The 14990-nt window shown below is 65.4% G+C and carries 12 protein-coding genes; 4 read left to right on the top strand and 8 right to left on the bottom strand.

Annotated features, from left to right (window positions below; translation table 11 throughout):
- Nucleotides 1-72: 72 nt before the first annotated feature.
- Nucleotides 73-1701, top strand: a complete 1629-nt coding sequence (locus ACSQ24_RS22280) for an EAL domain-containing protein (protein ID WP_436096795.1) — start codon at nt 73-75, stop codon at nt 1699-1701.
- Between the two features lie 33 nt (nt 1702-1734).
- On the opposite strand, the gene ACSQ24_RS22275 is transcribed toward ACSQ24_RS22280, so the two are convergent.
- The gene (locus tag ACSQ24_RS22275) at nt 1735-2967 is read right to left on the bottom strand and encodes an argininosuccinate synthase (RefSeq protein ID WP_436096794.1); all 1233 of its coding nucleotides are present in this window, start codon (nt 2965-2967) and stop codon (nt 1735-1737) included.
- Between the two features lie 220 nt (nt 2968-3187).
- On the opposite strand from ACSQ24_RS22275, the gene ACSQ24_RS22270 reads away from it, so the two are divergent.
- Entirely contained in the window at nt 3188-3796 is a 609-nt protein-coding gene (locus ACSQ24_RS22270; RefSeq protein ID WP_436096793.1) for a 2-hydroxychromene-2-carboxylate isomerase, read from the top strand.
- Nucleotides 3797-4141: 345 nt separating this feature from the next.
- On the opposite strand, the gene ACSQ24_RS22265 is transcribed toward ACSQ24_RS22270, so the two are convergent.
- The 5 genes from ACSQ24_RS22265 to ACSQ24_RS22245 form a co-directional block, all read right to left on the bottom strand.
- On the bottom strand, nt 4142-5206 hold the full coding sequence (locus ACSQ24_RS22265) for a M48 family metallopeptidase (RefSeq protein WP_436096792.1): 1065 nt from the start codon (nt 5204-5206) through the stop codon (nt 4142-4144).
- A gap of 37 nt (nt 5207-5243) precedes the next feature.
- The gene (locus ACSQ24_RS22260) at nt 5244-5801 is read right to left on the bottom strand and encodes a LemA family protein (protein ID WP_436096791.1); all 558 of its coding nucleotides are present in this window, start codon (nt 5799-5801) and stop codon (nt 5244-5246) included.
- 114 nt (nt 5802-5915) lie between these two features.
- On the bottom strand, nt 5916-7157 hold the full coding sequence (locus ACSQ24_RS22255; RefSeq protein ID WP_436096790.1) for an MFS transporter: 1242 nt from the start codon (nt 7155-7157) through the stop codon (nt 5916-5918).
- On the bottom strand, nt 7154-7525 hold the full coding sequence (locus ACSQ24_RS22250) for a hypothetical protein (protein ID WP_436096789.1): 372 nt from the start codon (nt 7523-7525) through the stop codon (nt 7154-7156). Before ACSQ24_RS22250 ends, ACSQ24_RS22255 begins: the two co-directional genes overlap by 4 nt.
- A gap of 161 nt (nt 7526-7686) precedes the next feature.
- Nucleotides 7687-9915: a TonB-dependent receptor gene (locus ACSQ24_RS22245; RefSeq protein ID WP_436096788.1), complete on the bottom strand. Its 2229-nt coding sequence runs from the start codon at nt 9913-9915 to the stop codon at nt 7687-7689.
- 281 nt (nt 9916-10196) lie between these two features.
- Here ACSQ24_RS22245 and ACSQ24_RS22240 point away from each other — a divergent pair, with 281 nt between their 5' ends.
- Nucleotides 10197-11168 (top strand): AraC family transcriptional regulator, encoded by a 972-nt coding sequence (locus ACSQ24_RS22240; protein WP_436096787.1) that lies wholly within the window; start codon nt 10197-10199, stop codon nt 11166-11168.
- A 9-nt stretch (nt 11169-11177) separates the two neighbouring features.
- On the opposite strand, the gene ACSQ24_RS22235 is transcribed toward ACSQ24_RS22240, so the two are convergent.
- Nucleotides 11178-12890: a cytochrome c biogenesis protein DipZ gene (locus ACSQ24_RS22235; protein ID WP_436096786.1), complete on the bottom strand. Its 1713-nt coding sequence runs from the start codon at nt 12888-12890 to the stop codon at nt 11178-11180.
- A gap of 369 nt (nt 12891-13259) precedes the next feature.
- Between ACSQ24_RS22235 and ACSQ24_RS22230 the strand changes: the two genes are divergently transcribed.
- A complete protein-coding gene (locus tag ACSQ24_RS22230; RefSeq protein ID WP_436096785.1) occupies nt 13260-13748 on the top strand; it encodes a MarR family winged helix-turn-helix transcriptional regulator in 489 nt (162 codons plus the stop codon).
- A gap of 13 nt (nt 13749-13761) precedes the next feature.
- On the opposite strand, the gene ACSQ24_RS22225 is transcribed toward ACSQ24_RS22230, so the two are convergent.
- Nucleotides 13762-14769, bottom strand: a complete 1008-nt coding sequence (locus ACSQ24_RS22225; protein ID WP_436096784.1) for an LLM class flavin-dependent oxidoreductase — start codon at nt 14767-14769, stop codon at nt 13762-13764.
- Nucleotides 14770-14990 lie beyond the last annotated feature (221 nt).

Genomic DNA, 14990 nt, shown 5'->3' with positions numbered 1-14990 from the left:
AACACGGCGGACAGCCTTGTTACGCTTGAAGTCTCATGTCGTGATATGAGGGCACTCCCCTTGCGGCGTCAGATGGTCCTGCCTGTCGCGATCGGCCTTGCGCTTGGAGTGGGGCTGCTCCCGCTTACCGCCGCCTACTATCTTTCGCGGCAGCGAGCGGTTGCGGCGGAACAGGCCCATCTTGTCGACTATGCAGGCTGGACGCTGCAGCGAGCCGATCTTGTGCTCTCCAGGGCAAAGAACGCGCTCAGGCGATTGACCTTGGAAAGGCATGATCTCTGCTCGCCTGCACATATTGAACGCCTGCAGCTGATGACCGCGGATGTTCTCTCGGTCGAACTGATCGAAGCGATCAAAGACGATCGATTGTCCTGCGACAGCTGGGGCAAAATCGGGCCGGCGGCCGTGATCGAAACGGCCGGCACAAGTGTAGGCGATGGTTTTGAGTTGATCCCGGAGCCGGAGCACTTGCCATCGGGGCAGGCCCCATCCTCCGGCGTGATCATACTGAGATATGGCGCGTATCGGGCGCACATCAAGAAAGAGCGACTTGTCGATGTCCTGCACGATACGCCCATGACGCTGGGGGTTGCCACGCTTGATGGCAAGCTCGTCGCTCTTTCAGGGAGAGTTGATCCGAGTTTGGCGGCCCGACTCTCCCGTGAGGAGCTGAGCGGAGCGGCAGAGGCGCAGGTATACTCATCCGTAAAAGGGCAGTATTTTTATGTATTTGCTATTTCAGACAGGACTAACTTGGATTCGCGCGCAGACGCGGAGCTTCTGCGTCTGATCCCACTCGGGCTGGTCGTGTCAGGGGTGCTGATCGCAATCATTGGATGGGTTTCGCGCCAGAGGCTTTCCCTCGCCGGAGAGTTGGGAGTCGGTATCAAAAAACGCGAGTTTGTGGTGCATTATCAGCCCATCATCGAGCTTTCGACAGGACGTTGCGTCGGGGCCGAGGCATTGCTCCGTTGGCCGAGACCCGACGGGTCGTGGGTGAGGCCGGACCTGTTTATTCCAGTGGCCGAGCAGCATAATTTGATAGCTCAGATCACCGATATCATGATCGACCGCGTTATTGATGACACGCAGCAATTGTTGTCTGAAGATACTCAGGTCCATATCGCGATCAATATATCGTCTTCGGATATCGAGACCGGTCGTTTCTTGCCGGTTCTGGAGGAGAAGCTCCGCTTGTCGAATGTGCGCCCGCAGCAGATCTGGCTGGAGGCGACCGAGCGGGGCTTCATGAATGCCGACGCTGCGCGCCGGATTGTTCGAGCCGCGCGCGAAGCAGGGCATCAGATTGCGATCGATGATTTCGGGACCGGCTACTCCAGCTTGTCGCTGCTCGAAACATTGCCGCTCAATGTTCTGAAAATAGACCGGTCTTTTGTGAACGCCATCGGCCATGATGCAGCGCTCAGCGTCGTAACGCCCCACATCATCGCCATGGCGCATGGTCTTGGATTATCGATTGTTGCAGAAGGTGTAGAAACAAAGCAACAGGAAGATTATTTGCGCGGCGTCGGGGTTCAATATGCCCAGGGATGGCATTACGCGAAGGCCTTGCCAGTAAAGGAGTTCGTTGAATTCTATATGGGGTCCAATGCCGGGTGCGATGTTGCCGAACCCCGCGAAACCGGAAAGCCGGCGGGCGCTGGCCGCCGGCTTTCGTTTCGAGCGTCGAGCCCGGCCTGAGCCCGCTGTGACGTCGAGCCGGGCGTCCAGTGTCTACAGCCCGAGCTTCTTCTTCCGCTGACCGAGCGTGCGCAGGCGCAGCGCGTTGAGCTTGATGAAGCCGGCGGCGTCGCGGTGGTCATAGGCGACCGCGCCTTCCTCGAAGGTGACGAGGTCCTGGTCGTAGAGCGAGTAGGGGCTGGAGCGGCCGATGACGTGCACGCCTCCCTTGTACAGTTTCAAGCGCACTGTACCCGCCACGAACTCCTGGCTCTTGTCGATCAGCGCCTGCAGCATCTCGCGCTCCGGCGAGAACCAGAAGCCGTTATAGATCAGCTCGGCATATTGCGGCATGATCTGGTCCTTGAGATGGGCGGCGCCGCGGTCGAGCGTGATCGACTCGATGGCGCGGTGCGCGACGGCGAGGATCGTGCCGCCGGGCGTCTCGTACATGCCGCGGCTCTTCATGCCGACGAAGCGGTTCTCGACCAGGTCGAGCCGGCCGATGCCATTGTCGCGGCCGAGCTCGTTGAGCTTGGCTAGCAGCGTCGCCGGCGAGAGCTTGACGCCGTCGATCGCGGTCGCATCGCCCTTCTCGAAGTCGATCGAGATCACAGTTGGCTTGTCGGGGGCGTCCTCCGGCGAGATCGTGCGCGAATAGACGTAGTCAGGCACTTCCTGAGCCGGATCCTCCAGCACCTTGCCCTCCGAGGAGGCGTGCAGCAGGTTGGCGTCGACCGAGAATGGCGCCTCGCCGCGCTTGTCCTTGGCGATCGGGATCTGGTGCTGCTCGGCGAAGGCGATGAGTTGCTCGCGCGAGCGCAAATCCCATTCGCGCCAGGGCGCGATCACCTGGACGTCGGGCTTCAGCGCATAGGCAGTCAATTCGAAGCGGACCTGGTCGTTGCCCTTGCCGGTGGCGCCGTGCGAGATCGCGTCGGCGCCGACCTTCTCGGCGATCTCGATCAGCTTCTGGCCGATCAGCGGGCGGGCGATCGAGGTTCCCAGCAGGTAGACACCCTCATAGGCGGCATTCGCCCGGAACATCGGGAAGACGTAGTCGCGGACGAACTCCTCGCGCAGGTCCTCGATATAGATGTTCTCCGGCTTGATGCCGAGCAGCAGCGCCTTGTCGCGGGCCGGGCCGAGTTCTTCGCCCTGGCCGAGGTCGGCGGTGAAAGTCACGACCTCGCATTGATAGGTGGTCTGCAGCCACTTCAGGATGATCGAGGTGTCGAGCCCGCCGGAATAGGCGAGCACGACCTTGTTGACGCGCTTGTCGGCCATGGACTTCAGTTCCTGCAGTGGCGGCACGAAGGATCGTGCACAGTATGAGAATGCGGCTTTGCCGGCCGCATTTCGGACGTAACCGCGCACTATCGCAGGGTTCGGGGCGACGCAATCGGAACCTTCTGATCGATGAGGCGTCATCCGCTGATGGGTTGCCGCCCGCATTGCGGGCGGAACGATGCGTTTGCGGCCATTGTCGCTGTTGGTTGGGGGTCAGATGCCGAATCGTCCTGTTCTGGATTTCTGGTACGAGTTCGCATCGACCTATTCCTGCCTGAGTGCCCTGCGGATCGAAGAACTGGCCGATGCGGCCGGTGTCAGCCTGCGTTGGCGGCCCTTCCTGCTCGGGCCGATCTTCGCCGCCCAGGGCTGGACCACTTCGCCGTTCAACCTCTACCCCAACAAGGGCCGCTATATGTGGCGCGACGTGGCGCGACGTGCCGGCCGAGCTGGACTGGTCATCGTCAAGCCCGAGACTTTCCCGCAGAACTCGCTGATTGCAGCGCGGCTGGCGCTTGCGGGGCGCGAAGCCGGCTGGCTGCCGACCTTCTCCAAGGCGCTGTTCCGCTCCGAGTTCTGCGAGGGCCGCAACATCGCCGAAGAGGCGGTGCTGAGCGCGGCCCTTCGTGACGCCGGCGCCGATCCCACCACCGCCTTTTCCGCCTCGCGCAGCGAGGAGGTCAAGGGCCGGCTCAAGGCCGAGACCGAGCTCGCCAAGTCGCTCGGCATCTTCGGCGCGCCGACCTTCGTCACCGGCGACGGCGAGCTGTTCTGGGGCGATGACCGGCTGGAAGAAGCGCTGACCTGGGCGCGGGACGGTCGCTGACACGCTCGCGAACTCTTCAGGAGCGGTTGTTTGTCTTCCAGCAGGCCGTCGCGGCGCTCGCTTTCCAGACGCCGTTCGCCTTGCAGCCGGCGAGCGCGGGGTTGCAAACGCGCGCCACACAGGCGCTGGGATTGTTGCGGTTCTGGCAATTTTGGTCGCAACGCTGATAGATCTTCAAGCAGGATCGCTGCGTCGTCTGGCAGCCTTCCTGCGCGAGCGCAGGTCGTGGAAGCGCAATCGCGAGCGCCAATGCGATCAGTCCAAAAAAGCTTCGTATTGTCGCCTCCATTTCCTAACGACAAGCTACTGCCGGGGCGTCGCGAGTCCACAGTGCAAGAAGTCGGCTCAGGCCGGCGGCGCCGGGCGTGACCATGGCCCATGTGCGGCCGAGGTCTCGGCGATCTCGGGCAGCGTCTGGCGCTCACTGATCTTCGGTGGACCGGGTGTTGCCTGTGGCGGCAGGCGCCCGCCGGCGGTCTGCACCAGGGCCTGCACGCGCTTGGTGACGGAGGGGTGGGTCGAGAACAGATCGGCGAAATCGTCGGGGTCGTTCTCGAAGCACATGTCCATCACGCCTGACGGCACGTTGTCGATGTCGGCACGGCCGGAGATCTTCAGCAGCGCCGAGATCATCGCGTCCGGGTTCTTGGTCAGTTCGACCGCCCCGGCATCGGCGAGATATTCGCGAGCCCGCGACAGCGACAGCCGGATCAGCACGGCGAGCAGCCAGGCGACGGCAATCACCGCGAAGCCGAGGATAATGGCGACGCCGCTGCCTTTCTTGTCACCGTCCGAGGAGATGCGAACCCGCCCAAGATTGCGGAACACGACCTCGCCGACGAAGGAGATGATGCCGGCGATGACGACGGCGATCACCATCAGCCTGACGTCGCCATTGCGGATATGGGTCAACTCATGCGCGATCACCGCCTCGATCTCGGCGTCGTTGAGCTGCTCGATCAAGCCGGTGGTCAGCGTCACCGTGAACTGCTTGTCGTTGACGCCGCTGGCGAAGGCATTGAGCGCGTCGCTCTGGATGATGGCGAGCTTCGGCGTCACCATGCCGCGCGAGATGCAGAGATTTTCCAGCATCCGGTAGAGCTTGGGCTGCGCCTCCCGCGTCACGCCTTCGGCGCCTGAGACAGCCTCGATCAGCGCGACATTGACCCGAAAGCCGATCAGGACCCAGGCGGCGGTGCCGAGCGTGATGAAGGGCAGCCAGGCCCAGAAGCGCTGGCCGACGAAATTCAACACCGTACGTCCGCGCGGCACGCCGACATAGCCGTAGCCGACGAGCATCACGCCCCAGACGGTGAGATAGACCATCAGGAAGAGCCCGATGATCAGGGCGATCGACCGGGTCCGGTTGTTGCGCTGATGGGTGTAGAGCCCGAAGGCTTCCCCCGGCATCGCCGCAGCTCCGCTGTGACGCCTACAACAGGCGCGCTCAGAACTTCACGGTGGGTGCAATCTCGATCTGCGCCCGCGTCTCTTCGCCGACATCGAAGAATTCGCGTGGGCTAAAGCCCATCTGCGGCGCGAAGAACACGGCCGGGAAGGCCTGGATCGCCGCGTTGAACTCGCTGACCGCATTGTTGAAGAAGCGCCGCGCCGCCGCGAGCTTGTCCTCGACATTGCCGAGGTCCTGCTGCAGCTGCTGGAAGTTCGCGCTCGCCTTCAGGTCCGGATAGGCCTCGCCAAGTGCCAGCAGGCGGCCGACCGCGCCAGTCAGCTGCTGCTCGGCGACCGCCTGGTCGTGCGGTCCGGCTGCGGCCTGAGCCTGGTTGCGCGCCTTGATCACCGCGTCGAAGGTTTCCTTCTCGTGGCTGGCATAGCCCTTCACGGTCTCGACCAGGTTCGGGATCAGGTCGTGGCGCTGCTTCAATTGCACGTCGATATCGGCGAAGGCCTGGTTGACGCGCTGGCGCATCGCAACCAGCCCATTATAGGTCATGATCAGCCAGACCACGACGACGACGATCAGTCCAAGGACGACCCAACCCATGGTGTTCTCCTCCGGCACAGGCGATCTTGCGGCACAGGCGATCTCGCCGGCAACCTTGCATGAAGGGCGACGGTAGGGAAGCTGCCGCCGCTCGCAGCGAGCGCTTTGCGTCGGTCAGGCCGCCTTTCCGACGCTGCTTTTCGCGATCATCCTGACGGTTGCGATGACCGCGATCGCCGAAATCGCGGTCGCCAGCGAGAACAGCGCGCCATAGCCCAGCGTATCGGCGAGCTTGCCGGCCAGCATCGAGCCGGCGAGGTAGATCAGCAATTGCGCGCAGGCGAGGATGGTGAAGTCGGTTCCCGGCTGCTCCGAGGTCGTCACCGCCATGAACAGCGAATAGAGCGCGACGATCTCCATATAGCGGATCAGCGTCTGGAAGCCGGCGGCGCCGAACAATGGCCAGGCGCCGATTACGGCCCCGAATGCATGGCAGGCGAAGAGCAGGAAGCAGAGCGTGCGCATGCCGCCGAGCAGAGCGAGCACGAAGGCGATGCCCTGACGCTTGACCAGCCAGGCCGCGATCGCCGAGCCGGCGAGGCCGGCCGTCGTCGCCGATATCCCGGAGAGATAGCCGATCTGGTTCAAGGGCACGCCGGCATCGACGAGGTACGAGCCCTCCATCGCCTTCACCAGGCCCTCGCTCGCGCGGTAGATCAGCGCGATCCAGAGGATCTGGCGTGCTTCCGGTCGGCGCAGGAAGGCGCGGATCGAGGGGCGCTTCGCCGCCCCGGCCGGCGTCGGATCGCCCTCGCGCATCATCGCCGCCGCGACCAGCGGCAAGAGCGAGATCGCGGCGATGGTGACGAGCATGCCGGTCCAGCCGATATAGTGGTGCAGGACGAGGCCGAGCGTGCCGCCGATCACGACGCCGAAGGCGATCGAGCCGCCCTGGATGGCGTTGCCGAAGGCGCGGTCGGCCTCCGGCAGGTATTTCGCCGCATAGCCGTCGGTGGCGATGTCCTGCGTCGAGATCAAAAGCGAGGCGACAAAGCCGATCACGATGATCTTGCCGACATCGAGCGGCCCGACCGCGATCAGCGCGAGCATGCACAGGATCGTCCCGGTCTGGGTGATGAAGACCCAGCCGGCCCGGTGCGCCCGGGCGAACGGCCTGATCCGGTCGATCCACGGCGCCCAGGTGAATTTGATCACCAGCGGCAAGAGCAGGATGCTCATATAGCCGATGGAAGTGCGCGATACGCCGGCCTCGCGCATGATCGGCGGCAGCGCCGCGACGAAGAGGTAGGACGGGATCGCCTGCGCGAGATACAAGCCCCCGAGCACGGCGAAGAGCCGATAGCGCGCGGCGTTGCCGGCTGGCGCAGCGCCGATGGTCGCCTCGCTCGTGCTCATGCCGCTCTCCTGTGCTTCAGCAGGAAGGCGCGGGCCGCGGCCTCGTCGGTCTCCAGGCTGATCGGAAACGGCCAGAGCCGGCGAAAGACGTCGGCCATCGCTTCGGTCGCGCCCGGGCGCACGATGGCGCAGGCGCCGCAGAGCGCGCCGAACTGCGCCCGCGTCCGCTTGAACCAGAGTGCCTGCTCGCGCTCGCCGGCCTGGGACAGCTTGCCGCCGCCACCGAAGATGGTGAGCAGCAGGAAAGGCTCCTCGCGCCGGCCGAGCTCGGCGAGCGCGTCGAGATAGGCGCGCTCGTCATCGGCGGCATAGGGCGGCGCGAAGCGCAGGGTGGCGATACCGTCGGCGTCGCTGTCGAGGCTGACCATGGAACTCACAATCTGCTTGAACCCCTCAGCCCTCATCCTGAGGAGCGCTCCGCGGGAGCGCGTCTCGAAGGATGCTCCAGCTGGTTCAGGAGCCTCCTGGAGGATCCTTCGAGACGCCGCTGATGCGGCTCCTCAGGATGAGGGCTGGGAATTTCATGCACTCAGAAGGTCTTGCGGAAGCCGAGCGTCACGGTGCGACCCCAGGCATAGTTGGCGAGGTTACGCACCGAGGTCGCGGTTGGGTTTTGGTAGTTGCGGTCGAACAGGTTGTTGACCGCGACATAGGCTTCGCCCTCGAGCACCGGGGCGGTGAAGGCGATGTTCATGGTGGCGGCACCCTTCAGCTTGTTACGGGTGCCGCGCAGATCGGTCGCGACGTCGCGATCGGAGAAGGCCTCGCCCTCGAGCCTGAGCTGCATGCCGTTGCTGAAGCGGTAGCTGCCATAGAGCATGCCGCGATAAGGCGAGCCGATGCGGTTGTTCGGCAGGGCGCTGTCGAGCTTGCGGTCGCCATTGGTGTCGTAGCGACCCTCGCGATAGGCCAGCACCGTGCCGATGGTGAACTGCTCGGTGACGGCGACGTCGCCGGTCGCCTCGACGCCCCAGATCCGCTCCTTCTGCTGCGAGATCGTGTTGCTCGCCTGGTCGAAGGTCACGCCCTTGCCGGAGGTGCTGATGAAGCCGGTCAGCGAGCCCTTGAAGATGCCGTGGCTGCCGCGGATGCCAAGCTCGTAGCTGTTCACGATCTGCGCTTCGGGCGCGATCGAGGCATAGCTGACATTGCGCCGGTTGGCCGGCAGGCAGTTCGGGTTGGCGACCGGGCAGGCGAAGGCGGTGGAGATGCCGGCGCGGCGGGTGAAGGCGCCGACATCCGGCAGTGCGAAGCCCTGCGAGAAGCCGCCGAAGATCTCGCTGCTCTCGGAGAGCTTGACCGTCGCGCCGAGATTGCCGGTCCAGGCCTTGTAGTCGAAATTGCCGCCGGTGACGTTGAGCGCCGGCAGCACGAAGCTCTGGAAACCCTGGGCGTTGTTGGCGGCCACCGCGGCATAGGCGGCCGGGCGGACATAGTCGCTGACATCCAGCGAGGAATACTCGTAGCGCAGGCCGCCGCGCAGGGTGATGCGCTCGCCGATCGGGATCTGAAGCTGGCCGAAGGCGGCGCTCGTCGTCTGCTTCAGCGGGGTGAACACGTCCTGGCCATTGGTCAGGGTCTGCCAGGTCTTCTCATGGCTGAGATCGCCGCCCCAGGTGAACTTGGCGCCGGGCAGCAGCCGGTCGAGCGGAGTGTCGATCGTCAGATTCACGCCGCCGCGCTGCGAATAGAGCGTGGTCTGGTTGTCCGGGCTCGTCGGTGAAGCCGGGTTGAAGGAGTAGTAGACCTGCGAATTATAGGGGTAGGAGAAGGTCGAGAAATTGAAGCGCTTCTTGATGTCGTTGTAGTAGCCGAGCAGGCTGAGCTTGCCGAGCGCGAAGTCGCTGTCGCTGTAGCGCAGCGAGACCGACTTGGTGTCCTCGATGACGTTCTCGCCGGTGTAGAGCTTGGTCCGGTCCGGGCGGGCGAAGGGCGCGGCGTAGTTGGTCAGGTATTTCGGATCCTGGTCGAAGGCGATCAGCGAGCCCTGCAGTTCGATGCGCTTGCTGGCGTCAAAATCATAGCCGAGCTTGGCGAGCAGGTTGCCGGCCTTGTAGCGGTCGCCGCCGCCCTGGCCGAGCAGGCCATCCGAGGGCAGCTGGCGGCCGGCGCCGTCATAGGTGCGGCCGGCGCCGCGGGCGCTGCCGGAGATCAGGTAATCGACGCCGTCAGGAATCTTGCCGGAGACGGTGACCGAGGCCTCCGGCGCCAGCGAGCGGCCGAGAGCCTGGGTGAAGCCGCGCACGGCTGTGTTGACCGTCACCCGCGGCTTGCTGCCGTCGGCCGCCTTCTTGGTGATGAAGTTGACCGTGCCGCCGGTCGCGCCGGCGCCGTAGAGGCTGGAGGCACCGGCGACCATCTCGATGCGCTCGACCGTGTTGAGGTCGATCAGCGCAAGGATGCGCGAGACGTCGCGCAGCGGCGTGTTCATCGGCACGCCGTCGATCAGCACCAAAAGGTCACGGCCGCGATAGTTTTCCGAGGCGCTCGACACGGTCTGTGTCGCCATCGAATAGCCGGGCACCAGCTTGCCGAGCGCGGCCGCAGCGTTCGGGCTGAACTTCAGCTGCTCCTCGATTTGCGCCCGGTCGAGCACCTGGATCGATTGCGGCGTCTCGGCCGTGCTGCGCTCGGTGCGGGCGGCCGTGACCGTGATCGTGTCGAGGTCGATCACGGGCGAGGCCGTCGACTGCGCCATCGCCGCCGAGGCGCAAAGCAGAGTCGGCAGGCTGATGGCGAGGAAATCGCGCTTGCTCATGAAGACACCTGTCGTCGTCGGTCCGGATCGCCGTCTGTGCACGAGAGTATCGCTCGCCGTCGCTCGATCTGAAGTTGTGGTGCCGTTTCGATCTTAGTTTAGAACTAGAATAAACTAGTTTTATTCATTGATCTCCGCGGCGAATGGATCGCTCTGCGTTGTGTTCTTGCGATCTCTAAAGTTATATCTAAAGCGTCATCTTGGACGTGCGCGAACGCGCTATGGGACAAAAGCGAACTCCAATGCGGGACGAGGCGCCTGTGGCCGCGATGTCACGGTCTGTGAGCCCCACGGTAATCGAGGCTGAGACTTTCGCGCCGTTCTGGCTGGTCTCGGGCGAGGCCGCGCCGGATGAAATCCGGACGATGGCGCTCAGGATTTTCGGCCACGTGCCTGATGGCGACGATATCCGCGCCGATGCCGTCCTGCCTTTCGCCGCCCGCAGCGTGCTGACCACGCGGCCCAATATCGGGCTGATGTCCTGCTTTGCTCCGGTGACGCCCTGGACCTGGCCCGTGCGCCGGGGTGGGCAGGAGGCGCGCTACATTCTGGTCCGGCCCTCCGATGGCCGCTGCGTGATCGAGCAGGAGGGGCGCCGCGTCTCGCTGCGGGCGCGCGATGCTGCGGTCGTCGACCTCGCGCAGGAGACGCGCTTCACCCTGGTCGAGCTCGGCCGTATCGACCTGATCGCGCTCGACGCTGCCCGCCTGCCGCCGCTGACGCAGCTTGCTCCCGACGAACTGACGCAGGCCATCCCGCGCGGCAATCGCGGCCTGCAGGTTTTGGCGCATTACGGCGCGCTGCTGCTGCGCGGCCTGTTCCCGCTCAATTCGGCGCCGCTGCGCGATCTCGCGATAGGCCATGTCCACGACCTGATCGGCGTGATGCTGGCCGATCGCAGCGCGCCGCCGGCCACCGCTACGCCTCGGCGCGGCGGGCGGCTCGCCGCGATCAAGGCCGATATCGAGACCAGGCTGGAGCGGCGCGAGCTCTCGATCGACATGATCGCCGGGATCTACGGCGTGACCCCGCGCGCCATCCAGAAATCGTTCGGCGCCGAGGGGCGCACCTTCTCGGACTATGTGATGGAGCGCCGGCTCGAGCGCGCCTGGCTCAAGCTGATGTCGGCCGAGGACGACACCATCTCGATCAGCAGCGTCGCCTTCGAGGTTGGCTTCGGCGACCTCTCCTATTTCAACCGCAGCTTCCGCAAGCGCTTCGGCCGCTCGCCCTCGCAGGTCAGGGCGGGCTGACGCGTTCCGTCAGCCGAAGGTGAAGGCGTAGGCGCGTGCGCCGGGGTCGAGAAACTCGATGCTGAAGTCGCGCGGTTTCACCGGCCCGTCCTGGCGGACCAGCTGGTAGAGCCGCTCGTCGCTGATCGTGCCGTAGCCATCGGCGTCGACATCGGCGCCATGGGCGCTGCCGGGGGCGGCACCGTCGATGGTGACGCGGAAGCGGACCGGCGGGCTGCCGGGCAGGCGACCCATCACCAGATGCAGGTCGCGGGCTTGGAAGCGATGATTGATCCGCCCACCCGGCTGCTGCAATGCCGCGAACTCGCCTGCGACGGTCCAGGTACCGGACAGGCTCCACTGGTTGAGGCGCGGCGAGGTGGCCGCCTCGTAGGCGGCCGGCGCATCGGCCCTGATCCCGCCCGGCGAGGCGAAGCCATTGGTGCGGGCATGGCCGAGATAGGTCTCGGGCGAGCGCAGATTGGCGAAATCGGGCGCTCCTTGCGCGCCCTCGCCCGAAACCTTGGCGATGCCGGGCTCGACCGTGCTGCCGGCCTCGGCGAGCAGCGACTGAATCACTCGCTCGGAGGCGGCATAATCGCCCTCGCCGAACTCTTGATGGCGGGTGCGGCCCCGCGCGTCGATGAAATAGCGCGCCGGCCAGGCCCGATTGTTGAAGGCGCGCCAGACCGCATAGTCGTTGTCGATCGCGACCGGATAGCTCACGCCGAGCGCGGCGACGGCCTTGCGCACATTGGCCGGATCCTTCTCGAAGGCGAATTCCGGTGTGTGCACGCCGACCACGACGAGGCCGCGATCCCGGTACTTCTCGGCCCAGGCCCGGACGTAAGGCAGCGTGCGCAGGCAGTTGATGCAGGAATAGGTCCAGAAGTTCACCAGCACGACCTTGCCGCGCACGCTCTCGGCGGTGAGCGGCTCGCGGTCGAGCCATTGCTTTGCGCCGAACAGCGGCTTGGAGGCCGGCTGTGCCTGCGCGGTTGTGACGAGGCTCGGGGCAGCTGGCATGGCGATATCGAGGAGGCGTTGCTCGATCGCAGCCGTGGTCGGCGCCGACAGGCGGGTGAGGACGCTGGTGTCGATGCCGAAGGCGATCGCGATCGTGCTCGCGACCACTGCGAGGCCGAGGCCGCGCCTCACGGGGTCGAGCAGAGCGCCGGGGCGCCGGGCGTGCTTCAGCAGCCGGTTGCCCAGCAGCAGGACGGCGGCCAGTGCCGTCGCCGCGCCGGCGGCATAGGCGAACAGCAGGAGCGCAGTGGTCAGGCTCGGCCCGCCGAGAGCGGCGCCCGCCAGGATCAGGCCGAGTACCGGTCCGGCGCACGGCGTCCACAACAGGCCGGTGGCGGCGCCGAGCAGGGCGGAGGACGCGGGCCGCATATCGGTGCGGCCGTTCGCGCCCGCGCTGCGTGTCAGCCTTTCGCCGAGCCTGGTCAGCGGGGCGGCGAGACGTTCGGCCAGAGCCGGGAACAGCAAGGCGAGCCCGAACAGGGCGACAAGGCCGAGGGCGATAGTGCGGCCATGTTGATTGAGCGCGATCGCCCAATTGCCGGCGACCGCCGCGAGACTCGCGATAGCGGCGAAAGCCAGCGCCATGCCGAGCAGCATCGGCAAGGTGCTGCTGCGGAAAGGCTGGCCGGCGCGCGTCAGGACGAAGGGCAAGACCGGCAGGATGCAGGGGCTGGCGATGGTCAGGACGCCGGCGAGATAGGCCAGAACGAAGGTCATGGGTTGTTTCCGCGGCAGGGCTGATTGTCAGGAGCGGGCTGCGCCGCGCCGTGGCGGAGCGTTCGACGTCGCGATCGGGCTTGGGCCGTAGCTGCGCGGGCCGGTGAAGGCGCTGCAGGCCATCGCAAAGCTCGCGGCTGCCGCCAACATTGCCGCTAAAAGCAGGCGCCACGGTGCCGGAACGGGTTCCGCTTGCGCATGAGCGGGCGCCTCGGCGGTCGATGGTTCGAAGTGCGGCATCGTAGGCACCATTTAGCTATCGAACGATTAGATCGCTCGATAAGTAAATAGTGTCAAAGCGCCGTTCAATCGCTTGAAAACAAATCGTGCATCAAATATCTGTGAGCGATCCTTTTCCGGGGAGGCGCCGTGACGAGCAGTTCAGGACAGGCGGGTCAGCAAGCGGGCGCCGACAGGCTGCCGGGCCTCGACGAATTTCTCTGCTTTGCGGTCTATTCGACCAATCTCGCCTTCAACCGCGTCTACAAGCCGCTGCTCGACGAGCTCGGGCTGACCTACCCGCAATATATCGCGCTGGTCGCCCTCTATGAGGAAGCGAACCAGACCGTCGGCAGCCTCGGCGACAAGCTCTTCCTCGATTCCAGCACGCTGACCCCGCTGCTGAAGCGGCTCGAGATGATGGGCGTCGTGACGCGTCAGCGCGACCCGCAGGACGAGCGGCAGGTCCGCATCAATCTGACGGCGCAGGGCCGCGCCCTTCGCGAGCGGGGCAGGGCGGTCAGGGTCAGCATGCAGCGCGCCACCGGGCTCGCCCCTGAGGAGCAGCGCCATCTGCGTGAGGAGATGGTGCGGCTGCGCGGCAATCTCGTCGCAGCCGAGTACGGAAGCCGGTCCTGAAACGGCTACCAGATCAGGCCGCGACTGCGGCCAATCCGAGCGCAGGCTGGACCTCGGCGAGGATCTCGTAGGAGCGCTTGCGCGCGCCGTGGTCGAAGATCGCCGAAGCGACGATCAGTTCGTCGGCCTTGGTCTTCTCGATGAAGGCCTGCAGCTGCGCCTGCACGCTCTCGCGCGAGCCGACGAAGGAGCAGGCCAGCATCCGCTGCGCCTGCGCCTTCTCCGGGCCGGACCAGTAGTCCTCGATGTCGTCGATCGGCTTGGGCAACAGGCCGCGCCGGCCGCGCAGCATGTCGGCGAAGCGCTGCTGCACCGAGGTGAAGAGATGCTGCGCCTCCGCATCGGTCTCGGCGGCGATGACGTTGCAGCCGACCATGGCGTAGGGCTTGTCGAGTTGCGTCGAAGGCTGGAAGCGCTCGCGATAAACGGCGAGGGCATCCATCAGCGCATCCGGTGAGAAATGCGAAGCGAAGGCATAGGGCAGGCCGAGCACGGCGGCGAGCTGCGAGCCGAACAGGCTGGAGCCGAGGATCCAGAGCGGGACATTGGTATTGGTGCCCGGCACGGCCTGGACCACCTGGTCCGGCTGCAATGGCCCGAGCAGCGCCTGCAGTTCGAGGACATCCTGCGGGAAGCGCTCGGAGGCGTCGGCCTCGCGCCGGAGCGCCCGCCAGGTGCGCTGGTCGGTGCCGGGCGCGCGGCCGAGTCCGAGGTCGATGCGGCCAGGATAGAGCGTCTCCAGCGTGCCGAATTGCTCGGCGATGACCAATGGCGAATGGTTCGGCAGCATGATCCCGCCGGCGCCGACGCGGATCGTCCTGGTGCCTTCGGCGACATAGCCGATCGCGACCGAGGTCGCAGCGCTGGCGATGCCGGTCATGTTGTGATGCTCGGCCAGCCAGAAGCGGGTGTAGCCGAGTTTTTCGGCATGGCGGGCGAGGTCGCGGCTGTTGTGGAGGGCGTTTGCCGCGGTCGAGCCTTCGGCGATGAAGGCGAGGTCGAGGATGGAAAGCGGGAACATTGGGTTTTTCCCTTGCATCGCGCCGGCTCGCGGCCGGGCTTCGCGGGGAAGATCGGCAGCCTTAAAGCAGGTCGCAAGGGTGCTTCGTGCATGCGCGATCGGCATTTGGCGAGGCGCTGCTCGGTATGCTCGCCTTTGTCGTCCGGGCGATAGCAGGATTCCGGTTGCGCAACTTGCAACTGGCGGCAGAAATCGCTAGGTCAGCCTCGTCCGAAGGGCCG

Source organism: Allobosea sp. LjRoot237, assembly GCF_964253285.1.
Classification (GTDB): Bacteria; Pseudomonadota; Alphaproteobacteria; order Rhizobiales; family Beijerinckiaceae; genus Allobosea.
Note: the sequence above shows the minus strand (reverse complement) of the source record. Positions and strands in the feature narration are given on the sequence as shown.